The organism is Micromonospora sp. NPDC048898 (assembly GCF_043198035.1).
Taxonomy (GTDB): Bacteria; Actinomycetota; Actinomycetes; order Mycobacteriales; family Micromonosporaceae; genus Micromonospora.
Genome location: NZ_JBICUF010000006.1, coordinates 155,831 through 173,919 on the forward strand (window position 1 = coordinate 155,831; position 18,089 = coordinate 173,919).

Here is an 18,089-nt window from a genome sequence, read left to right on the forward strand (position 1 = left end):
GCCGACTACGCGTCGGCGCTGGGATGGGGCAGCCGGACGGTGAACACGGTCCGGCCGGGGCGACTGTCCACTGTGACGGTGCCGTGGTGGGCCTCCACCACCGCCGCGACGATCGCCAGGCCCAGCCCGGTGCTGCCGTGCTCGCGAGACCGGGAGCTGTCGCCCCGGGCGAACCGTTCGAACACCTCCGGTCGCAACGGGGCCGGCACCCCGGGCCCGTCGTCGGCGACCGTGAGCACGGCGCTGTCGGCGTCGACGGCCAGTGTGGTGACGACGGTGCTGCCGGGCGGGGTGTGCACCCGGGCGTTACCCAGCAGGTTCGCCACCACCTGGTGCAGCCGCGCGGCGTCGCCGGGCACCCGGATCGCCACCTCGGGCAGAGCGAGCCGCCAGTGGTGGTCGGGGCCGGCGACGTGCGCGTCACTGACCGCGTCCACCAGCAGGGCGGTCAGGTCGACCGGGTCGACCGCGAGCGGCCGGCCGGTGTCGAGGCGGGCCAGCAGCAGCAGGTCGTCGACGAGGCTGGTCATCCGGGTGCTCTCCGACTCCACCCGCCGCAGCGCGTGCGCCACGTCGGCGGGCACCTCGTCGCGGCCACGGCGGGCCAGCTCCGCGTAGCCGCGGATCGCCGCGAGGGGCGTGCGCAGCTCGTGGCTGGCGTCGGCGACGAACTGGCGTACCCGGGTCTCGCTGGCCTGCCGCGCGGACAGCGCGTCGGCGACGTGCTCCAGCATCCGGTTGAGCGCGGCGCCGACCTGGCCGACCTCGGTGCGCGCATCGGTGTCCACGGCCGGGACCCGGACGGCGAGCGCCACCTCGCCGCGGTCCAGGGGCAGCTCGGTGACCCGGGTGGCGGTGGCGGCCACCCGGTTGAGTGGGCGCAGCGTGGCCCGCACGATCAGCGCGCCGACGGCACCCGCGATCAGCAGCCCGACGGCGGCCACCCCGGCCTGGGCGGCGAGTTGTCGCCGGACGGTCTCCCGCACGCCGGCCAGTGGGACGGCGACGACGCGTACCCTGCCGTCCCAGTACTGCCGGGCCACGGCCCGGTAGTCGCCGCGGACGCCGAGGTCGACGGTGCGCGGTTCGACGCCGATCGGCAGGTCCGCCAGGGTGGCGACCTCCGCGACGGGAACGGTCTGCTCGTCGGGGAACGGATCGTCGCTGGACGGGCTCTTGGTCAGGGTCCGTGCGCTCGTCACCCGACCGTCGACGATCTCGGCGACCACCGTGCCGGACGGAGAGCCGGCGGGGATGGCCGGTCCGCCGCCCGGGAAGGCCGGCCGTCCCGGACGGTCACCCCGCATGACCGTGGCGGGCGCCAGCTCCGCGTCGAGCCGGTCGATCAGGACGTGCCGCAGCGCCACGGTGGTGAGGCCACCGATGGCGACGCTGACCACCGCCAGCAGCGCGACCAGGGCGAACACCAGTCGGGTACGCAGCGAGCGGCCGGCCAGCCACCGGCGGGCGGCGCGCAGCGGGCGGCGGCTACTCGGCGGGTTTGAGGACATAGCCCGCACCGCGCAGCGTGTGGATCATCGGCGCCCGACCGGCGTCGATCTTCTTACGCAGGTACGAGATGTACAGCTCCACCACGTTGGCCTGGCCACCGAAGTCGTAGTGCCACACCCGATCGAGGATCTGCGCCTTGCTGAGCACCCGGCGCGGGTTGCGCATCAGGTAGCGCAGCAGCTCGAACTCGGTGGCGGTGAGGGTGACCAGGTGGCCGGAGCGGCGCACCTCGTGGCTGTCCTCGTCGAGGCTGAGGTCACCGACGGTGAGGACGGCGTCCTCCCGGGCGGCGACGGCGAAGCCGGAGCGGCGCAGCAGCGCGCGCAGCCGGGCGATCACCTCCTCCAGGCTGAACGGCTTGGTCACGTAGTCGTCGCCGCCGACGGTCAGGCCGGCGATGCGTTCCTCCACGGCGTCGCGGGCGGTCAGGAAGAGCACCGGCACGGTCGGGGCGTACTCGCGCAGCCGGCGCAGCACCTGGAAGCCGTCCAGGTCGGGCAGCATCACGTCGAGGACCACGGCGTCCGGCTGGAACTGTCGGGCGGCGCTCAACGCCGCCATGCCGTCGCCGGCGCTGCGCACCTGCCAGCCCTCGTAGCGCAGCGCCATCGACAGCAGATCGGTGAGCGTCGCCTCGTCGTCGACGACCAGCACCCGGACGGGTTCGCCGTCGGGGCGACGCAACTCGATCCGGCTCGGCGCGACCTGCCCGTTGGTGACCATGGCCCCCATCGTGGCCGTGACGTCTGTGCCACGCCCCTGCGGGAGCTGTGTGCCAGCTGTGTGGCCGGCCCGACGCGATGCCGACGACACCACCGGTCAGCCCCGCCTCGTGGTCACTCGGACACCCCGGACGCGTCGGTGCGCACGAACCGCATGCTCCAACCGCCCGCGTCGTCGGGCCTGTCGCGTTCGTAGAGGTGGTCGGGGCCGGGCTGCACCGGACCGGTGCCGTCCGGGTGCCGCATGATCCACCGCTGTGGCGGGGCGCCGTCCGACCCGGCCGGCAGCAGCCGGACCAGGCCGTCCGCGGGACCGCCGACGAAGCGCACGGTGACCTCGCTCATCGCGGCGCCCCCTCGGGTGACCGTGCCGGCACAATCGGTGACACCGGCTCTGGCTCGCAAGTTACCGCACCCGTCGTCGCGCCGCAGCGAGGTGCGCCGGGCCGGTGCGCTGTCGGTTTGCCCAGCTTGGCGGCCGGGTACCGCGGTCGGAGCACCCGCCGTCGGCGGAGTGAGGGCGAGGAGTGGTCGATGCGCACACTGGACGGGCGGTATCAGCTCGAGCAGCGTATCGGCGTGGGTGGCATGTCCGAGGTGTGGCGGGCGCACGACCAGGTGCTGGACCGGCCGGTCGCGGTGAAGCTCATCCTGCCCGGTCCGGACGACCAGGACGGCCGGCACAGTCAGGGCGGCCCGGTGGACCGGATCCGCGCGGAGGCCCGGTCGGCCGCCCGCCTGGTGCACCCGAACGTGGCGAGCGTGCACGACTTCGGCACCGCCTCGACCTGGCCGGGGCGGGCGGTGCCCTACATCGTGATGGAGCTGGCCGAGGGCGAGACGCTCGCCGCGCACCTGCGGGCCGGGCCACTGGACTGGCGGATCTCGGTGCGGGTCTGCGCGGAGGTCGCCGCGGCGCTGGCCGCCGCGCACGCCGAGGGCATCGTGCACCGCGACGTCAAACCCGCGAACGTCATGCTCACCCCGTCGGGCGTGAAGGTGCTCGACTTCGGCATCGCCGTCCCCGCCGGCGCACCCGATCCGACCCCGACCGGCATGGTGCTGGGCACCCCGGCCTACCTGGCGCCCGAGCAGTTGCAGCGGGCGCCGGCCACCCCCGCCGCCGACATGTACGCCCTCGGTGTGCTGCTCTACTACTGCCTCACCGCCCGCCTGCCGTACCACGCGGCCACCACCACCGAACTGCTCGGCGTACGCCGTGAGCAGCCGCCGAGCCCGCTGCCCGAGATCGACGGGCTCCCGCCGGAGGTGGCCGAGTTGTGCCACTCCTGCCTGGCCGACGATCCCGCCCAGCGCCCGACCAGCATGGTCGCGGCACTGCTGTTGGCCGAGGCCGTGGACGCCCGGGTGTACGTCCCGATGACGATCCCGGCGCCCCGCCGGACGACCCCGACGTCGCCGTGGACCGAACGGGCGGCGGCCGAGGTGACCGAGGCGGTGGCCCTGCTCGACGAGCCGAACGGGGCCTCCGGGCGCTGACGATGGGCTCGACGGCGTTTCGGCGGGCGGCGGCCGGGTAGCCGAGCCGGTGAGCGACGGGAGAACGCGATGCCGGATCAGAGTTCCTGGCTGCGTGAGGCCACAGCGACCGCCGAGGGCGGTCACGTACGCACCGACGACGGAGGGCTCTCCACCCCGCTGGCCTCGCCGCTGGCGGCGCACTGCACGGGGCTGAGACCAGAGCAGTTGCTGGCCGCCGCCTTCGCGTCCTGCCTGCACCACGCGGCGGTGGAGGCGGCCGGGGAGATCACCGACGAGGCGCACACCGTGCAGGTGCGGGCGGAGGCGAAGCTGGGGCGCGACGACGACGGCCGGTACCGGGCCGACGTGCACGCCTCGATCTCCTCGGCCGGTCTGAGCCGAGACCAACTGGCCGACCTGGTCGAGTACGCCGACCGGCTCTGGCCGTTCTCCAGCGGCGACGCCAGCCGGCATCGACTCACTGTCACGCCCGCGGAGAACGGCCGACACTGAGATCCACCGCTCGCCGACGCCCCGGCCCCACTCGGCCGCCCTGCCTCATGATCGTGCTCGATCCTGGTTGTCGTGGCATCGTTCGTCGTTGCGGCCCCTCTTTCCAGGATCGAGCACGATCATGCGACCGCGTGAGGCGGTGCTGACCTTTCGGTGGAGTCGACATCGGGCAATCGGTGGATCCGGCGGGCGCGGCTGGATTCTCGACGGCAGGCGCGAATGCCCGACCGCAACTGACCGGCAAATCGGGAATAACCGTCTGGTCCGATCGGCGAGGGTTGCGGGTGCTGCTCCGCTTTTGGTGCTTGAAGTCGCCACGATCGGGGCAAATTGTGGCGCATGCCACCGTAAGGGCCGATGGCATCGGGCGGTCGCTTCTCTAGCCTCGTCAGGTGCATCCCGACGACCCCGCCGACCAGAAGCTGACCGACGCGCGCCCGACCACCCCTTCCGGCGACGCCGCATCAACCGAACGGACGATTGGCCGTCACCGCGTCCCCGAACCGCCCCGGCGGTCCCTGCTGGGCTCGACCCCGGTCCGGGTGGCCCTGGCCACCGGTGTCACCTGCTGCCTCAGCCTCGTCGCGGTCGCCACCGCCCGGGGCAACGACGACGACCCGACCCGCACGGTGGAGCCGCTCGCCGAGGCGGTGGCCGACCGGGCCGCCATCGCCGACGAACGCGCCTCCCGCTCGCTGGACCGTGACCTCGCCCCCGCGCGGATCCTCCCCAGCCCGACGGCGCCGCCCACCCCCGCGCCGACCGTCGCCCGCAAGGCGCCCAAGAAGCCGGTCAAGCCCCGCCGACCCCGACCGGTCGCCGGCCTCGACCAGGCACAGATGGACAACGCGAAGATCATCGTGGACGTCGGCCTGGGCATGAAGATGCCGCGCCGCGCCCTGGTGGTGGCACTGGCCACCGCCATGCAGGAGAGCAACCTCTACAACCTGGCCAGCGACGTCCTCCCCGAGTCGGCCGACTACCCGAACCAGGGCAGCGGCTCCGACCACGACTCGCTCGGGTTGTTCCAGCAGCGGCCCAGCAGCGGCTGGGGCACGGTGGCCGAGCTGATGCGCCCGTCGTACGCCGCGCGGGCCTTCTACAGCGCGCTGAACGAGATCCCGGGCTGGCAGGACATGAGCGTCACCGCCGCCGCCCAGGCCGTGCAGATCTCCGCCTACCCCGACGCGTACGCCCAGCACGAGGATCGGGCGGCCACCGTCGCGGCGGCGCTCACCTGAGGCTCGTTCTCTCAGCGACGGCCGGACGGCGGTTCCGCGCCCGGATCCAGCCCGCCGGCCACCACCCGGCTCCCCGGTACGCCGGCAGCGGCGGTCGGGGTGTCGGCGGGCACCTGATCCGGCGTCACCTGAGCGAGGATCTCGTCCACCCGGGCCTCGCGCCGCCGCCGGAGGTACAGCGCCGCCTCGAAGTCGCGCCGGGCCCGCACGGCCTCCTCGTACGCCCGTTCCCGCACCAGTCGTGCCTCCGCGCGGGCCTCGTCCAGCTCGGCGCGGGCCTGGGCCAGGATCTCGGCGGCCTCGCGCGGCACGACGTCGCCGAGGTGCCGGGTGCCGGCGGTGTCGCCGAGTTGCCGGGTGCCGGCGGCGTCGCCGAGGTGCCGGGTGCCGGCGGTGCCGCCGAGGTCGAGCCGTTGCAGGAGCCCGCTGAGCCAGGCCGCCTCCTGCCGGATCTCGTCCCACTCACGGGAGGCCTCGGCGGCGCCCTCGGCACGCGCCGCGAGCCGGGACAACCGGATCCCCAACTCGTCCAGGCACGAATCCACCTGCCGCGTGTCGTAACCGGTCTCAACGACGGAGAACCTCATACTGTCGCCCCCCAGGCAGCTGCTGTTACTTCCCCACCTGGATCCTCGGCCGCGACCGCGACGGCCGAGGGGGTTCGGGAAAAATGTTCAGCATGCGCGTGCGAGGGCTCGCGTCAGGCGCGCTTGGGCAGCACGACCACCCGACCGAAGAACTCGTCGATGCGACGGACCACGTCGTTGAAGTCGTCCAGGTCGATCGGCTTGGTGACGTACGCGTTGGCCTGCAGCGTGTAGCTGCCGACGATGTCGGTGTCGGCGTTGGAGGTGGTCAACACCACGATCGGGATGGTCCGCAGGTCCTCGTCCTGCTTGACCGCGCCGAGCACCTGCCGGCCGTCCATCCGGGGCATGTTCAGGTCCAGCAGGATCACGTCCGGCCGGCGGGCGTCCTCGTGGCGGCCCTCGGCGCGCAGGAACTCCATCGCCTCCTCGCCGTCGCTGACCACGTCGATGACCTTCTCGACGTCGGAATCCGCCAACGCCTCCTCGATCATCAGGACGTCGCCCGGGTCGTCGTCGACCACCAGGATGCGTACCGGCTGCGGGCTGTCTACGCCCATCACTACCTGCTTCGGGTCGGCGGGGACGGGACCTGACGGTCACCGCGTTGGCGGGGAAATCTAGCCCATCAGGGGGCGCTGCGGGACGCGGGGTCGACCGATTCCGGTTCGTAGCGCAACACGTCGGCCAGGCCGGTCATCCGCAACACCCGCTCGACGCGGCCGTTGGCACCGACGAGCCGAAGCCAGCCACCGTCGGCCGCCGCCCGATTGTCCCCCCGGACGAACACCGCCATCCCGGTGGAATCGCAGAACGTCAGGTCGGTGAGGTCGAGCAGCACCCGGGACTCGCCGTCGGCCGTGAGGCTGTCGATCGCGGCGGTCAACTGGGGGGCCGTGCTCATGTCCAGCTCGCCCGCCAGACGCAGGCAGGCGCCACCGCCGTCGCTTTCGACGTAGCTGACGCTGAACGTCACCGTTCTCCCCCTCGCTCCACCCGCGGGTGGGACATTTGCGGTGCGGCAAGTATAAGCAGGGTCGCCCCGCGAACCGCAGGGCGCGGTGATCGACACCGGCGTCGACGGGTGGACGCTCAGCGGCCGGCGTCGGACAGCGCGGCGCGGCCGGCTGCCAGCACGTGCCCCGCCCGGGGAAAGTCGCGGAGCGCGACGGCGTAGTGCTCCAGCGGGCGGGCCGCGGCCCCCGCCGGCACACCCCGACTACGCAGGATCTCCGACAGCCACTCGACGAACTCGGTGAACAACGAGGCGTCGTCGACGTAGACCGCCGCGGCCAGGAAATCCACGACGTGACCCAGGTCGCTGACCGTGGCGTCGAGCTGGCTGGCCGTGTACGTGCGCGCCACCGGAACCCGCTCCCGCAGGTCGGCCAACGCGCTGTCGATCAGCTCGGCACGACGCCGCACCAGGCTGGCGTACTCGTCGTCGGCCAGGTGGGCCAACCGAGCCGGCGGCACCCCCCGCAACGCCCGCTCGTCGGCGATCAACTCAGCGGCCGAGGGCGCGTCCGGTGCCCAGGCCACGCCGAGCCGACGCGCCCACCGGCCGTCCGTGCCGAACCCGCGCCCACCGACCACCACCGGCACGTCCGAGCGGCGGCAGGCCTCGATCATGCGGTGGGCGTACGGCAGGCGCATCGGCAGCGCGCACGCCAACGCGACCGCGTGCGCGTCGTAACGGTGCAGGTACGACACGAGGTGCGCCGCGGGCACGCTGGCACCCAGGAACGTCACCTGCCAGCCGCGCAACCGCAGCACCTCGGCCACCAGCCGGGGCGGCAGCGCATGCCACTCGCCGTCCATGCACGCGACCACGACCCGACCGCCGGTCGGGCGCGGGTTGACGTGCGCGGCCACCGCCGCCACCACCCGTTCGCTGATGTGGGTGGCCGCGTGCTCCTGCGCGACGCTCCACTCGTTGCGCGCCCACCGCTCACCCACCTCGGCCTGGGCGGGCGCGACCAGGTCGAGCAACACCCGCTCCGCCGGTACGCGCGCGTCGAGCAGGCCGATCGCCAGATCGATCGCGGCGTCCTCGTCGGCGTCGGCGAGGTGGTCCAGGTAGCCGAGGTACGCGTCGCTCGGCTCGATGGCGGTCGGGGCGGCGGTCACGTCGACCTCGCCGCGCCTGTCGCCGCGGGCCGGGGCGGCGGTCACGCGTCGCCCGGGTCGTTGGCCGTCGGAGTGGCTGTCGCGTCGACCTCGCCGCGCTGGTCGGCGCCGGGCGAGACGGGCACCGAGTGCAGGTGCCGCGACGCGCGCCCACCCGGGCCGGTCGCCCGCAGCGCCAGCACCGCGATGTCGTCGTGGTCGCCCTGCGCCAACCAGTCGCAGGTGACCTGCTCGACCCGCTCGGCCAGGGCTGGGGCCGGCATCCGTTGACAGTCGGTCACGGCGGCGACCAACCGTTCGGTGCCGAACTGCTCGTCGCCGCGCCGGCCACCACGGGCCTCGGTCACCCCGTCGCTGTAGAGCAGGCAGGTCTCCCCCGGTGCCAGCCGCACGGTCACCTCGCCGACGCGCGGGTCCGGCACCACCCCGATCAGCATGCCGCGCAGCGGCACCGACTCCACCGCACCGGAGGCCCGCAGCACCAGCGGTGGCAGATGCCCACCGCCGGCCATGGTGAGGGTGAGGCCCCCGTCGCGCTGTGGACGGGCCACGCCGAGCACGATGGTGGCGAAGCGACCCTGGCCGTGCGCCTGGGTGGTCTCCAGCAACGCGTCGTTGAGCAGCCGCAGCAGCCGCCCGGGGTGCGACTCCAGCCGGTGCAGCGCCTGTAGGCACTGGCGCAACTGGCCGGTGAAGACGGCCGCCTCGACCCCCTTGCCCGAGACGTCGCCGAGGAAGAACACCGAGCCACCGTCGGCGAGCCGGTGCGAGCCGTAGAAGTCACCCCCGATGCGCAGTCCCGCCTGCGCGGGCCGGTACGCGGTGCCCCACTGCACGCCCGCGGCTTCGGCCGGCTCGACCGGCAACAGGCTGGCCTGGAGGGTGTCGGCCACCTCGGTCTGGTCGCGGTAGAGCAGAGCTGTCGTCAGCGCCGCGCCGGCACGGGCCGCGAACGCGCGGACCAGCTCCACGTCGGCCTCGTCGTACGAGCCGGAGGCGCGACGGGCGACAAGCAGCACGCCGACCGGTGCGTCCCGGCCCGGCAGCGGGACGACCCGTGCGGCGGTGCCGATCTCGGCGGACTCGGGCAGCCAGCCGGCGTCGACCGCCTGCTCGACCAGCCAGTCCACCGCGTGCGGCTCGACCCCGGTCAGCCCGTCGGCGACGGCGCCGGGCAGGTCGCCGCCGGGCAGCACCCCGTGCTCCACCGGCGGTGCCTCGTCGTCGGTGCGCGTGGCCCGCCACCAGCGGGCCCGACCGGCACGCGGTGCGAGGACCAGGACGGCCACCTCGGCCAGGGTCGGTACGGCGAGTCGGACGACCGCCGCGGCGGCCCGGTCGGGGTGCAGCGGATTGCCCAGCTTGTCGCCGACCACGGCCAGGAAGGTCGAGCGGGCCCGCTCGGCGAGCAGCGCGTCGGCGCGGCGGACGCTGTCGGTGACGTCCTGGACGTACCAGCAGCAGCGGCCGTCGGAGAGCGCCACCGGGCGGGCGGTCAGTCGACGCCCGCGATAGGTGAAGCCGCCGGGGTTGCCCGCGCTCAGGCCGGGCACGCCGGCCGCGCTGAGCAGCTCGCCGGGCCGTACGCCGGGTAGCAGCCGCTCGGCCACCGGACTGACGTGCCGCACGACGCCGTCGGCGTCGCAGACCACCAGGCCCTCACGGAGGTGCTCGACGACCTCGAACCAGTCGGGCGCGGCCGCATCACGCGCGAGGTCCATCGGCGGCTGCGCCGCGCCGGGGTGGGGCGGCAGGGCCGCGCCGGGGTGGGGCGGCAGGGCCGCGCCGGGGTGGGGCGGCAGGGCCGCGCCGGGGTGGGGCGGCTGTGCCGCGCCGGGGTGGGGCGACCGGTCGGCGGGCCACGCCGCAGAGCGGGGTGTGCTCGGCGTGGAGAGCCGTCCGTCGCCCGGGTCCCAGTCCCTGACGTCGGAAGCAGTCACCAGCTGAGCCTCACTCCTTGTCATCCACCCGAACCCGTACCGGAACCGGCGTCTATGGTCAAAACTCTGCGGCCAGCCTACGCCGGTAGACGGAAAGCGGCATCCCAGCGCGGCTGCCGAGGCACCGTCACCAGCACCTGGGCGGGGGCGGGGGCGGGGGCGGGCGGAAGTGTTGTCGGCCCCCGATTTGCGTTCGTCCGCCCGGCTGGGACCATGGTGGGATGTCCGACCAGCTGTTGACGATCGAGACAACCCGGCTCGATGCCGGGCACGTCCGACTGCGGCTGACCGGCGAGCTCGACTACGCCTCCGCGCCCGAGCTGATCGCCGTGGCCGCCGACCTGCGCGACGACCAGCAGGTGCTCATCGACCTGACCGGTGTCAGTCTTTGCGACTCCTCCGGGCTCAGCGCGTTGCTGGTGGTGTATCGCGCCGCCGGGGCGATCCGGCTGACCGGGGCCCGCCCGCACCTGCAACGGATGCTGGACCGCACCGGCCTGACCGAGTTGCTGACCACGGAGCACGCCGCCGACGACGTGCGCGCCATCGGCTGATCCGGAGCCGCCTCCGGGCGACGACCGGCGACCGGCGACCGGCGACCGGCGATTCGACGGCGTCGTCCGGAGCCTGGCCAGCCGGGGTGGCCCCCGACCCTGGGACCTGGGGTCGGGGGCCGGAGGAATGTCTAGGGTGTCGTCATCGGCTGGAGCCGGGGCCCGTCCTCGCGCAGCTCGCCGGTCGGGGGCGGATCGACGTCCTCGGGCTCCCCCGAATCGGGCGTCTGATACAGGTAGCGGACGAACTGCCCACCCGCCTCGTTGTCGTCCGCGCCGGGCCACTGGCCGATGCAGTCCATCCCGATGACCTCACGGCCGGTCCCGTCGGCCTCCTCCAGCAGCGCCCACAGGCTCACCGGGTAACACCTGGTGACCTCCGGTGTGAGCTGCCAGCGGGCATACCAGCCGCGGCGGGCGGGGACGATCTCGACGATCTGCTTCATGACGACCTTCCTTCCGCGTACCTCGGAAGAACTTCGGTCCTGACCTGAGCATGCGGGCCGGGTGGGTGAGCGCCCCTCACCCCCGCCGGATGAAGCGTCGCGGACACCGGGCCGACCCGGCCCGGCGGCGCCCGTTTCGGCTCCCGGGGCGGCGGGAAGGCGACTGGCACAGCCACGATCCCCAGCGGAAGGGGTGCCACCATGCGCAAGCAGATGGAGGGCGACAACCAGCGGCGTCGGGCGCTGGCCCGGCAGGCCCGCGAACAGAATCGCCAGCCCAGCGAGATCGGTGCCAGCCTGAGCGCTTCCAAGCAGCTCACGAGCCTCGACCAGGGCAAGCGGGCCGGCCCACCGCCGGCCGGGCCGCACAAGCCGGACAGTACGCGCGGCGGGCCGGCACCACCGCAGGTCGGCAGCGCCGACAATCCGAGGCCGCAACCGTCCCCGCCGGTCGGTGCGGCCGGAGTGAGCAGCGTGGGCTACCAGGACCTGGTCGGTGAGGTGGGGCGCCGGGCGGGCGTGGACTTCCAGACGGCCAAGGTCGGCGCGGAGGCGACAGTGCTGGTTCTGGCCTTCGCTCTGGAGGCCGCCGAGCGGCAACGACTGCTCGCCGCGGTCCCGAACTCGCTGCACGACGTGCTGCCCGTGGACGGCATCGAGCGGCACCGTGACCTGCCCGGCTTCCTGGCCGAGGTGGGCCGGATCAGCGGCAACACCCCCGAGCAGGCTCGATACCAGGCGGAGGCGACGATCGCCGCGCTCGCCGCACAGGACGGCGACCTGGTCGAGTCGTTGCACGTACCCGACGGGTTGCGGGACCTGCTCAACCCGCCGGAGGCCGGCGGTGGCCTGGTGGGCGCCTCCACCACCACACCCACCCTGGACCCGGACGCGATCGAGGCAGCGCTCGACGACCTGCCCTACTGGACCGGCGACGGTCAGGGCCTCTACCGGGTGGTCGCGCTGCCCCCGGACAACCTGGACCGGGTGCTCGACCGGCTCGACCGGATGCGCCAGGACACCGGGCGCGGCCCGAGCATCGGACGTCCGGGGGACACCGCCGCCGTGTTGACCGTACGGACCAGCCAGGCCGACGGGGTGACCGCGCTCGACGTGGACCTCGCCCACCGGATCGACGACGCGATCGACGAGGTGGGAGCCGGGATGGCCGGCGGCTGACCGGCCGCGACTGCTGTGCCGGGCCGGTGGACGCGGGTAGTTCCGCTCCGCCGGCCCGTCGGTCGTGCCGGGCCGCGCGCCGGCTGGCGGGTGGGCCTGGGTTAGCGTGCCGGGCATGAACCGCGCCGCCGACCGGCTGGAGCTGGTCGCCGATCCGGTCCGGCGGACCGGGCGGACGCTGCTGTCCGCTGGCGTCGAGCAGTCGTACGTGGATGTCGAGGATCCGCGGCACCTGCACTTCGAGTACGTCCGGCGGATCGCCTCGGCGGTGGATTCGGCCGCACCGGCGGGCGTACCGCTGAGCGTCCTGCACCTGGGTGGTGGCGCGTTGACGCTGCCCCGCTGGCTGGCCGCCACCCGGCCCGGCTCCCCGCAACGGGTCGTCGAGCGGGACCCGGCGGTGGTCGAGCTGGTCGCCCGGGAGTTGCCGCCGCTGCCGCCGCAGGTGCGGGTGGAGATCGCCGACGCCCGGGACGCGCTCGCCGCCACCCCGGCCGGTTCCTGCGACCTGGTGATCGCCGACATCTACCGGGCGGCCCGGATGCCCCGGCACGTGCGTACCGTCGAGTTCGCCGCCGAGGTGGCCCGTGCCCTGCGCCCGGACGGGATGCTCCTGGTCAACGTCACGGACCTGCCTCCCCTGGTCGCCACCCGGGTGCAGGTGGCCACGGTGCGGGCCGTCTTCGCCGACGTGTGCGTGCTCGGCGACCGGCGGATGCTGCGCGGTCGCCGCTACGGCAACCTGGTGCTGGCCGCGACGTCCCGGCCCGGCGGGCTGCCGGTCGGCCGGCTGGCGGTGGCCGCGCTGCGCGACCCGGTGCCGGGCGGGCTGCTGCACGCCGCGGCGCTCGACACGTTCGTGGCCGGCGCCCACCCGATCACCGACGACTGAGCGACTTCGGCCACTCGCCGCCTGGCGGGGTGGAACTGCACATCCGGGCGTCGCTGACCGAATTCAGCACCCTCGCGCGGCCTTCGCGTCCGCAATGCCGGGTTTTCGACGGCGAGTGCGGGGAAGGCGCGGCGGATGAGCAACGCCGACGACCGGGTGACCGCCCGCCGCACCCTGATCGTGATCGGTCTGGTGCTGGCCACCGCGTTCACGCTGGCCTTCGTGTACGCGACCCGCCGGGTGCTGGTCTGGGCGGTGGTCGCGGCCTTCTTCGCCGTCGCGCTCAAGCCCCTCGTCGACCTGCTGCAACGCCGTCTCGTGCGGCGACGGTCGCTGGCCACGCTGCTGGTGTTCCTCGTCGTGTTCGTGCTGCTGGCGATCCTGGTCGCGCTCATCCTGGTGCCGCTGTTCGGAGAGGTGGGCCGGTTCGCCGACCGGGCACCGGGGTTGTTGCACGACGCCCGCGCCGGCCGGGGCCCGCTGGGGCAACTGCTGGAGCGCACCGGCGCGCGACGCTACGTCAGCGAGCACTCCGAGCAGCTCCGTGACCTCGGCACCCGGCTGCGGCAACCCGCCGTGGGCGTGCTGCGCGGGGTCGTCGAGACGGTCGCCGGGCTGGTCACGGTCATCGTGCTGGCGTACCTCATGGTCCTGGAGGCGCCGCGGATCACCCGCGGCCTGCTCGCGGTGGCCGGGGACGGTCAGGGTGAACGGCTGCGCCGGGTGGGCCGGGAGGTGTCGCGCACCGTCACCGGCTACCTCACCGGCAACCTGGTGATCAGCGTGATCTGCGGGGTGTTGACCTTCGTGGTGCTCGTCGTCACCGGTGTGCCGTTCGCGGCCGTGATCGCCCTGTTGGTGGCGGTGGCCGACCTGATACCGCTTGTCGGTGCGACCCTCGGCGCGGTGATCGCCGCCGGGGCCGGGTTCCTGCACTCCCCCACCGCCGGGGTGGTGGTGCTCGTCTTCTTCGTGGTCTACCAGCAGGTGGAGAACCACCTGCTGCAGCCACTCATCCTGTCCCGGGCGGTCCGACTCAACCCGCTGACCGTGCTGGTCAGCGTGCTGCTCGCGGCGGAGCTGGCCGGCCTGCTCGGCGCGCTGCTGGCCATTCCCGCCGCCGGCATCGTGCAGACCCTGCTGCGCGAGTACGGTCCGCGTCGGCTCCGGCCCGCCCCGCCGGCCGGCCCGGGTGCGCGGTCGGTCGGTCCCGCACACCAGGGCTGACCCCCGACCCGGGTCGCCACCGGGCTGACCGGCGCGGCCCGGGTCGCCACCGGGCTGACCGGCGCGGCCCGGGTCGCCACCGGGCTGACCGGCGCGGTCGTTTCAGCGGCCCCGGGTCGCCACCTCGGGGGTGGTGCTCTCCAACGGCACCGCGTTCGCCGGGACCAGCCCCAACTGGACCGCCGAGCGGGTCAGCGCGGCGTCCAGCACCCAGTCGGCGCTGACCCGCGTGCGGTTGCCCGGCATCGCCATCAGGTGGTACGCGCGGGTGACCGTCTTGGCCGGCAACCCGGCCAGGTTGACCTGCAACGGGTTCGCCGCCGCGTCCTTGCCGCCGAGGTCGACGACCCAGCCCAGGTCGTGGTGCTTGTACGGCTTGCGCCTGCCGAAGCCGTACGACGCGGCGATGTTGTGCGCCGCGCGCTTGCCCTGCCGCTGCGCGTGCTGGGCCGTCATCCCGCAGATCTTTCCCGGGTTCACCAGGTCCGGCACCGCCGCGGCGTCGCCGCAGGCGAACACCTCCGGGTAGCCGGGGACGTTGAGGAACTCGTCGACCACCAGCCGCCCCCGATCGGTGCGCAGACCCAGCTCGTTGACGAACGGGTCGGGGCGCACCCCCACGCACCACACCAGGGTGCAGGTCGGCACGTACTCGCCGTCGGTGAGCTTCACCCCGTCACAGGTCGCCTCGGCCACCGAGGTGCCCATGCGCACGTCCACCCCACGCCGGTTGAGCACCTTGTGCGAGGTGTCCGACATCCGCTTGTCCAGCTCCGGCAGCACCCGCGACGCCACGTCGAGCAGCATCCAGCGGGGCCGGACCGTGAGCCGGGGCCGCTGGGCGTGCAGCGCGTCGGTGAACAACTGCCCGTGCGCGGCGACCTCGGTGCCGGTGTAGCCCGCCCCGACCACCACGAACGTGCAGCGCGCCCGCTGCTCGGCCGGGTCCTCGGCCTGCTCGGCCAGTTCGAGCTGCCGGACGATGTGATCATGCAGGTAGACGGCCTCGGGCAGGCCGCGGAAGCCGTGCGCGTACTCGGTCACCCCCGGGATGGGCAGCAGCTTGTTGACGCTGCCCACGGCGAGGATCAACCGGTCGTACGCCAGCCGGTTCTTCTCGCCCTCCGCCTGGGTGAAGCCGACCCAGCGGTTCTGCAGGTCGACGTGGTCCGCCTCGCCGATCACCACCCGTACGCCCTTGAGCGTCCCGGTCAGCGGCACCGCGATCCGTTTCGGCTCGACCACCCCGGCTGCCACCTCGGGCAGCAGCGGGAGGTAGAGGAAGTAGTCGGTGGAGTTCAGTACCACGATCTCGGCCCGGTCCCGGGCGATCCGGCTCAACGTCTTCGCCGCGTGGTAACCGGCGAACCCGGCCCCCACGATCACCACACGAGGTTTCGTCATTGCGGGCCGTTTCCCGTCGCGGGCCGCGACAAACGTCCGACGCGTCGGCCGCGCTCAGCTCGGCTGGAGCCGGACGTGGCCGCTGTGGCCGATCGCCTCCAACTCCCACTGTTGGCCGAACGCCCGCACCCGCTCGGCGGCGATCCTTCCCAGCTCCTGCGGGACGTCCGGGTCGAGGACCAGCCGACCGCCGACCGGGTTGATGCCGAGCATGGCGCGGATCAGGGCCAGCGGCGTGCCGGCCGCCCACGCCTGCGGGCTGCACGCGGTCGGGAACGGCACGGCGAACAGCAACCGCTCGCGATCGAACCCGCTGAGCGCCTCCGGCAGCCGGTGGCCGAACTGCTCGGCCGCCTCGATCATCGCCAGGCTGATCCGGTTCGACTCGGCGCGGTAGCCGTACCGGGCCAGGCCGAGCGCGGCGATGGAGTTGTCATGTGGCCAGACCGTGCCCAGGTGGTAACCGAGGGCGTTGTAGAGCCGCTCCTCCCGCGACAGCGTGCGGATGCCCCAACCGGAGAACATGTCCGGCGACATGAGTTGCCCCACCACCGCGTCGGCCCGCTCCGGTGGCACGATCCCACTCCACAGCAGGTGACCCATGGTGGAGGTCTTGGAGTCGACGCGATTCTTGTCGCCGTCCAGCGCGACCGCGTAGTAGCCGCCCCGTTCCTCGATCCAGAAGTCCTTGTTGAACCGCTCGTGCAGGGTGTTGGCCTCGTCGCGCAGCCGGCGCGCCAAGGTGGGATTACCCAACGGCCCGTCGAACAACTCGGCCAGCCGTAGCTTGGCGTCGTAGGTGTAGCCCTGCAGGTCGCAGGTGGCCAGCGGCAGCACGGGGATCCGGCCGTCGGCGAAGCAGACGCCGTCCGGGGAGTCGCGCCAACACTGGTTGCCCAGCCCTTCGGGCGAGCGGGTGGCGTACTCGACGTAGCCGTCGCCGTCCCGGTCGCCGTACTCGTCGATCCATTGCAACGCGGCCAGCGCGTTGTCCCGCAGGTGCCGGACTGTCTCGTCGTCGCCGGTCCAGCGCCAGTACTCGGAGAGCAGGATCAGCCAGAGTTGGGTGGCGTCGGCGCTGCCGTAGTACGGCCCGAACGGTTTCTCGCCACTGCGGGTCAACTCGCCGCTGCGCACCTCGTGCAGGATCTTGCCAGGCTCCTCGTCGGTGAAGTCGTCGCACGTCTCACCCTGAAGCCGGGCCAGGGCGAGCAACGTACCCTTCGCCAGCGCGGGCCCGGCGACGAGAGTCTGGTAGGCGGTGATCAGGGTGTCCCGGCCGAAGACGGCGAGGAACCAGGGCAGTCCGGCACCGGGCAGCAGAATCCGCTGGCCCTTGACCTCCAGGTCGAGCCGCAGTGCCGCCAGGTCGTTGCGGGACTGCCGCACGGTGTGCTCCAACGCCGCATTGTCGCTGCGCAGCACCGCCCGGTCCTCGACCCACCGGCGCAGCGGGTCGTCCGCCCGTCCGTGGATGACGTCGGCGATGTCGCCCCGGACCGGCTCGACCACCCCCATCCCAGGCGGCAGTGGCACGTGCAGGTCGACCTGCCACTCCTCGCCGGAGCCCAGCTCCAACTCCCAGACCAGGTCGTCGCCCTCGATCCGGTCGGCCGGCTTCGCGCAGCACACCCGGGTCTGCGCGGAGAAGTCGCCACGCTGGTAGGAGAAGCACAGCTCGGACCCGTCGGCGGCGTGGTCACGGCTGATCTCATCGGAGCGGTCCCGGACCCTCGACTTGACCTCGAACAGGTCGGCGAAGTCGGCGGCGACGGCCAGCCGCAGCTCCACCCGCACCGGCTCCAGCCGGAAGGAGACCAGTTCCACGCGCTCGTGGAAACCGTCGCCGACGTAGCGCAGCCGCCGCAGACCCAGCGAGTTCGGTGGCAGCCCGGGCAACTCCGGGTTGGTGAGCACGTACTGCGCGGAGTAGTGGTCGATCGTCTCCGAACGCAGCACCAACAACTCGCCGCCGTTGACGGTCAGGCTCCACCCACTGACCAGGCGGGTGTCCAGGTGCACGAGCCCACCGATGCTGCCCGTCGGCACATCCCCGCACGCGTTGGAGTACAGGAACGTCGGCCCGCTGAGCACCGCGAGGGAGTCGGGGCCCAACTCGGGCGGGATGGCCCGCTGATCGGCGCTGTCCGCATCTGCGACGGCCAGGCCGGGGAAGGGGTTGGCAGGGGTCGCGCGGACGGCAGCCATGACACCCACCGTAAGGAGAGTGGAACTGGGCGTCATCACCCGGTCCGGGTGA

Annotated in this window: 18 protein-coding genes; 7 read left to right on the forward strand and 11 right to left on the reverse strand. The window is 73.3% G+C overall.

What is annotated here, in order from left to right; all coding sequences use genetic code 11:
* Nucleotides 1–5 precede the first annotated feature (5 nt).
* From ACGFIQ_RS18445 to ACGFIQ_RS18455, 3 genes are all read right to left on the reverse strand, one after another.
* Nucleotides 6–1,457 carry a sensor histidine kinase gene (locus tag ACGFIQ_RS18445; protein WP_393245450.1) on the reverse strand — a complete coding sequence of 484 codons (1,452 nt, stop codon included), beginning with the start codon at nt 1,455–1,457 and terminating at the stop codon, nt 6–8.
* Between the two features lie 31 nt (nt 1,458–1,488).
* Complete coding sequence (locus ACGFIQ_RS18450) at nt 1,489–2,235, reverse strand: response regulator transcription factor (protein WP_393244992.1); 747 nt, start codon at nt 2,233–2,235, stop codon at nt 1,489–1,491.
* Nucleotides 2,236–2,348: 113 nt separating this feature from the next.
* Nucleotides 2,349–2,579, reverse strand: coding sequence for a hypothetical protein (locus ACGFIQ_RS18455; protein WP_357080393.1), 231 nt, complete (start codon nt 2,577–2,579; stop codon nt 2,349–2,351).
* 189 nt (nt 2,580–2,768) lie between these two features.
* On the opposite strand from ACGFIQ_RS18455, the gene ACGFIQ_RS18460 reads away from it, so the two are divergent.
* From ACGFIQ_RS18460 to ACGFIQ_RS18470, 3 genes are all read left to right on the forward strand, one after another.
* Nucleotides 2,769–3,734 carry a serine/threonine-protein kinase gene (locus tag ACGFIQ_RS18460; RefSeq protein WP_393244994.1) on the forward strand — a complete coding sequence of 322 codons (966 nt, stop codon included), beginning with the start codon at nt 2,769–2,771 and terminating at the stop codon, nt 3,732–3,734.
* 69 nt (nt 3,735–3,803) lie between these two features.
* A complete protein-coding gene (locus ACGFIQ_RS18465) occupies nt 3,804–4,229 on the forward strand; it encodes an OsmC family protein (RefSeq protein WP_393244996.1) in 426 nt (141 codons plus the stop codon).
* Nucleotides 4,230–4,621: 392 nt separating this feature from the next.
* Nucleotides 4,622–5,470, forward strand: a complete 849-nt coding sequence (locus tag ACGFIQ_RS18470; RefSeq protein WP_393244998.1) for a hypothetical protein — start codon at nt 4,622–4,624, stop codon at nt 5,468–5,470.
* Nucleotides 5,471–5,481: 11 nt separating this feature from the next.
* Here the strand turns inward: ACGFIQ_RS18470 and ACGFIQ_RS18475 are convergent, their stop codons facing one another.
* The 5 genes from ACGFIQ_RS18475 to ACGFIQ_RS18495 form a co-directional block, all read right to left on the reverse strand.
* Nucleotides 5,482–6,057 carry an ATPase gene (locus tag ACGFIQ_RS18475; RefSeq protein ID WP_393245000.1) on the reverse strand — a complete coding sequence of 192 codons (576 nt, stop codon included), beginning with the start codon at nt 6,055–6,057 and terminating at the stop codon, nt 5,482–5,484.
* A gap of 113 nt (nt 6,058–6,170) precedes the next feature.
* A complete protein-coding gene (locus ACGFIQ_RS18480; RefSeq protein ID WP_393245002.1) occupies nt 6,171–6,617 on the reverse strand; it encodes a response regulator in 447 nt (148 codons plus the stop codon).
* Nucleotides 6,618–6,685: 68 nt separating this feature from the next.
* Complete coding sequence (locus tag ACGFIQ_RS18485) at nt 6,686–7,033, reverse strand: STAS domain-containing protein (protein ID WP_393245004.1); 348 nt, start codon at nt 7,031–7,033, stop codon at nt 6,686–6,688.
* 116 nt (nt 7,034–7,149) lie between these two features.
* Complete coding sequence (locus ACGFIQ_RS18490) at nt 7,150–8,187, reverse strand: B12-binding domain-containing protein (protein ID WP_393245452.1); 1,038 nt, start codon at nt 8,185–8,187, stop codon at nt 7,150–7,152.
* A 41-nt stretch (nt 8,188–8,228) separates the two neighbouring features.
* The gene (locus ACGFIQ_RS18495) at nt 8,229–10,127 is read right to left on the reverse strand and encodes a SpoIIE family protein phosphatase (RefSeq protein ID WP_393245006.1); all 1,899 of its coding nucleotides are present in this window, start codon (nt 10,125–10,127) and stop codon (nt 8,229–8,231) included.
* 221 nt (nt 10,128–10,348) lie between these two features.
* On the opposite strand from ACGFIQ_RS18495, the gene ACGFIQ_RS18500 reads away from it, so the two are divergent.
* Nucleotides 10,349–10,681: an STAS domain-containing protein gene (locus tag ACGFIQ_RS18500; RefSeq protein ID WP_393245008.1), complete on the forward strand. Its 333-nt coding sequence runs from the start codon at nt 10,349–10,351 to the stop codon at nt 10,679–10,681.
* 131 nt (nt 10,682–10,812) lie between these two features.
* Here ACGFIQ_RS18500 and ACGFIQ_RS18505 read toward each other — a convergent pair whose 3' ends face one another.
* Entirely contained in the window at nt 10,813–11,127 is a 315-nt protein-coding gene (locus ACGFIQ_RS18505) for a hypothetical protein (RefSeq protein WP_393245010.1), read from the reverse strand.
* 201 nt (nt 11,128–11,328) lie between these two features.
* Between ACGFIQ_RS18505 and ACGFIQ_RS18510 the strand changes: the two genes are divergently transcribed.
* The 3 genes from ACGFIQ_RS18510 to ACGFIQ_RS18520 all read left to right on the forward strand — a co-directional run bounded on the left by ACGFIQ_RS18510 (nt 11,329) and on the right by ACGFIQ_RS18520 (nt 14,425).
* Nucleotides 11,329–12,306, forward strand: coding sequence for a DUF2267 domain-containing protein (locus ACGFIQ_RS18510; protein WP_393245012.1), 978 nt, complete (start codon nt 11,329–11,331; stop codon nt 12,304–12,306).
* Between the two features lie 115 nt (nt 12,307–12,421).
* Nucleotides 12,422–13,198, forward strand: coding sequence for a spermidine synthase (locus ACGFIQ_RS18515; RefSeq protein WP_393245015.1), 777 nt, complete (start codon nt 12,422–12,424; stop codon nt 13,196–13,198).
* Nucleotides 13,199–13,333: 135 nt separating this feature from the next.
* Nucleotides 13,334–14,425, forward strand: coding sequence for an AI-2E family transporter (locus ACGFIQ_RS18520; protein WP_393245017.1), 1,092 nt, complete (start codon nt 13,334–13,336; stop codon nt 14,423–14,425).
* 102 nt (nt 14,426–14,527) lie between these two features.
* Here the strand turns inward: ACGFIQ_RS18520 and ACGFIQ_RS18525 are convergent, their stop codons facing one another.
* Complete coding sequence (locus ACGFIQ_RS18525; protein WP_393245019.1) at nt 14,528–15,829, reverse strand: NAD(P)/FAD-dependent oxidoreductase; 1,302 nt, start codon at nt 15,827–15,829, stop codon at nt 14,528–14,530.
* Between the two features lie 54 nt (nt 15,830–15,883).
* Nucleotides 15,884–18,037, reverse strand: coding sequence for a glycogen debranching N-terminal domain-containing protein (locus tag ACGFIQ_RS18530; RefSeq protein ID WP_393245021.1), 2,154 nt, complete (start codon nt 18,035–18,037; stop codon nt 15,884–15,886).
* Nucleotides 18,038–18,089 lie beyond the last annotated feature (52 nt).

Coding starts and splice junctions, on each gene's coding strand:
- ACGFIQ_RS18450 (WP_393244992.1), bottom strand. CDS start 2,235: ATGGTCACCAACGGGCAGGTCGCGCCGAGCCGGATCGAGTTGCGTCGC.
- ACGFIQ_RS18455 (WP_357080393.1), bottom strand. CDS start 2,579: ATGAGCGAGGTCACCGTGCGCTTCGTCGGCGGTCCCGCGGACGGCCTG.
- ACGFIQ_RS18460 (WP_393244994.1), top strand. CDS start 2,769: ATGCGCACACTGGACGGGCGGTATCAGCTCGAGCAGCGTATCGGCGTG.
- ACGFIQ_RS18465 (WP_393244996.1), top strand. CDS start 3,804: ATGCCGGATCAGAGTTCCTGGCTGCGTGAGGCCACAGCGACCGCCGAG.
- ACGFIQ_RS18475 (WP_393245000.1), bottom strand. CDS start 6,057: ATGAGGTTCTCCGTCGTTGAGACCGGTTACGACACGCGGCAGGTGGAT.
- ACGFIQ_RS18480 (WP_393245002.1), bottom strand. CDS start 6,617: ATGGGCGTAGACAGCCCGCAGCCGGTACGCATCCTGGTGGTCGACGAC.
- ACGFIQ_RS18500 (WP_393245008.1), top strand. CDS start 10,349: ATGTCCGACCAGCTGTTGACGATCGAGACAACCCGGCTCGATGCCGGG.
- ACGFIQ_RS18505 (WP_393245010.1), bottom strand. CDS start 11,127: ATGAAGCAGATCGTCGAGATCGTCCCCGCCCGCCGCGGCTGGTATGCC.
- ACGFIQ_RS18510 (WP_393245012.1), top strand. CDS start 11,329: ATGCGCAAGCAGATGGAGGGCGACAACCAGCGGCGTCGGGCGCTGGCC.
- ACGFIQ_RS18515 (WP_393245015.1), top strand. CDS start 12,422: ATGAACCGCGCCGCCGACCGGCTGGAGCTGGTCGCCGATCCGGTCCGG.
- ACGFIQ_RS18520 (WP_393245017.1), top strand. CDS start 13,334: ATGAGCAACGCCGACGACCGGGTGACCGCCCGCCGCACCCTGATCGTG.
- ACGFIQ_RS18525 (WP_393245019.1), bottom strand. CDS start 15,829: ATGACGAAACCTCGTGTGGTGATCGTGGGGGCCGGGTTCGCCGGTTAC.
- ACGFIQ_RS18530 (WP_393245021.1), bottom strand. CDS start 18,037: ATGGCTGCCGTCCGCGCGACCCCTGCCAACCCCTTCCCCGGCCTGGCC.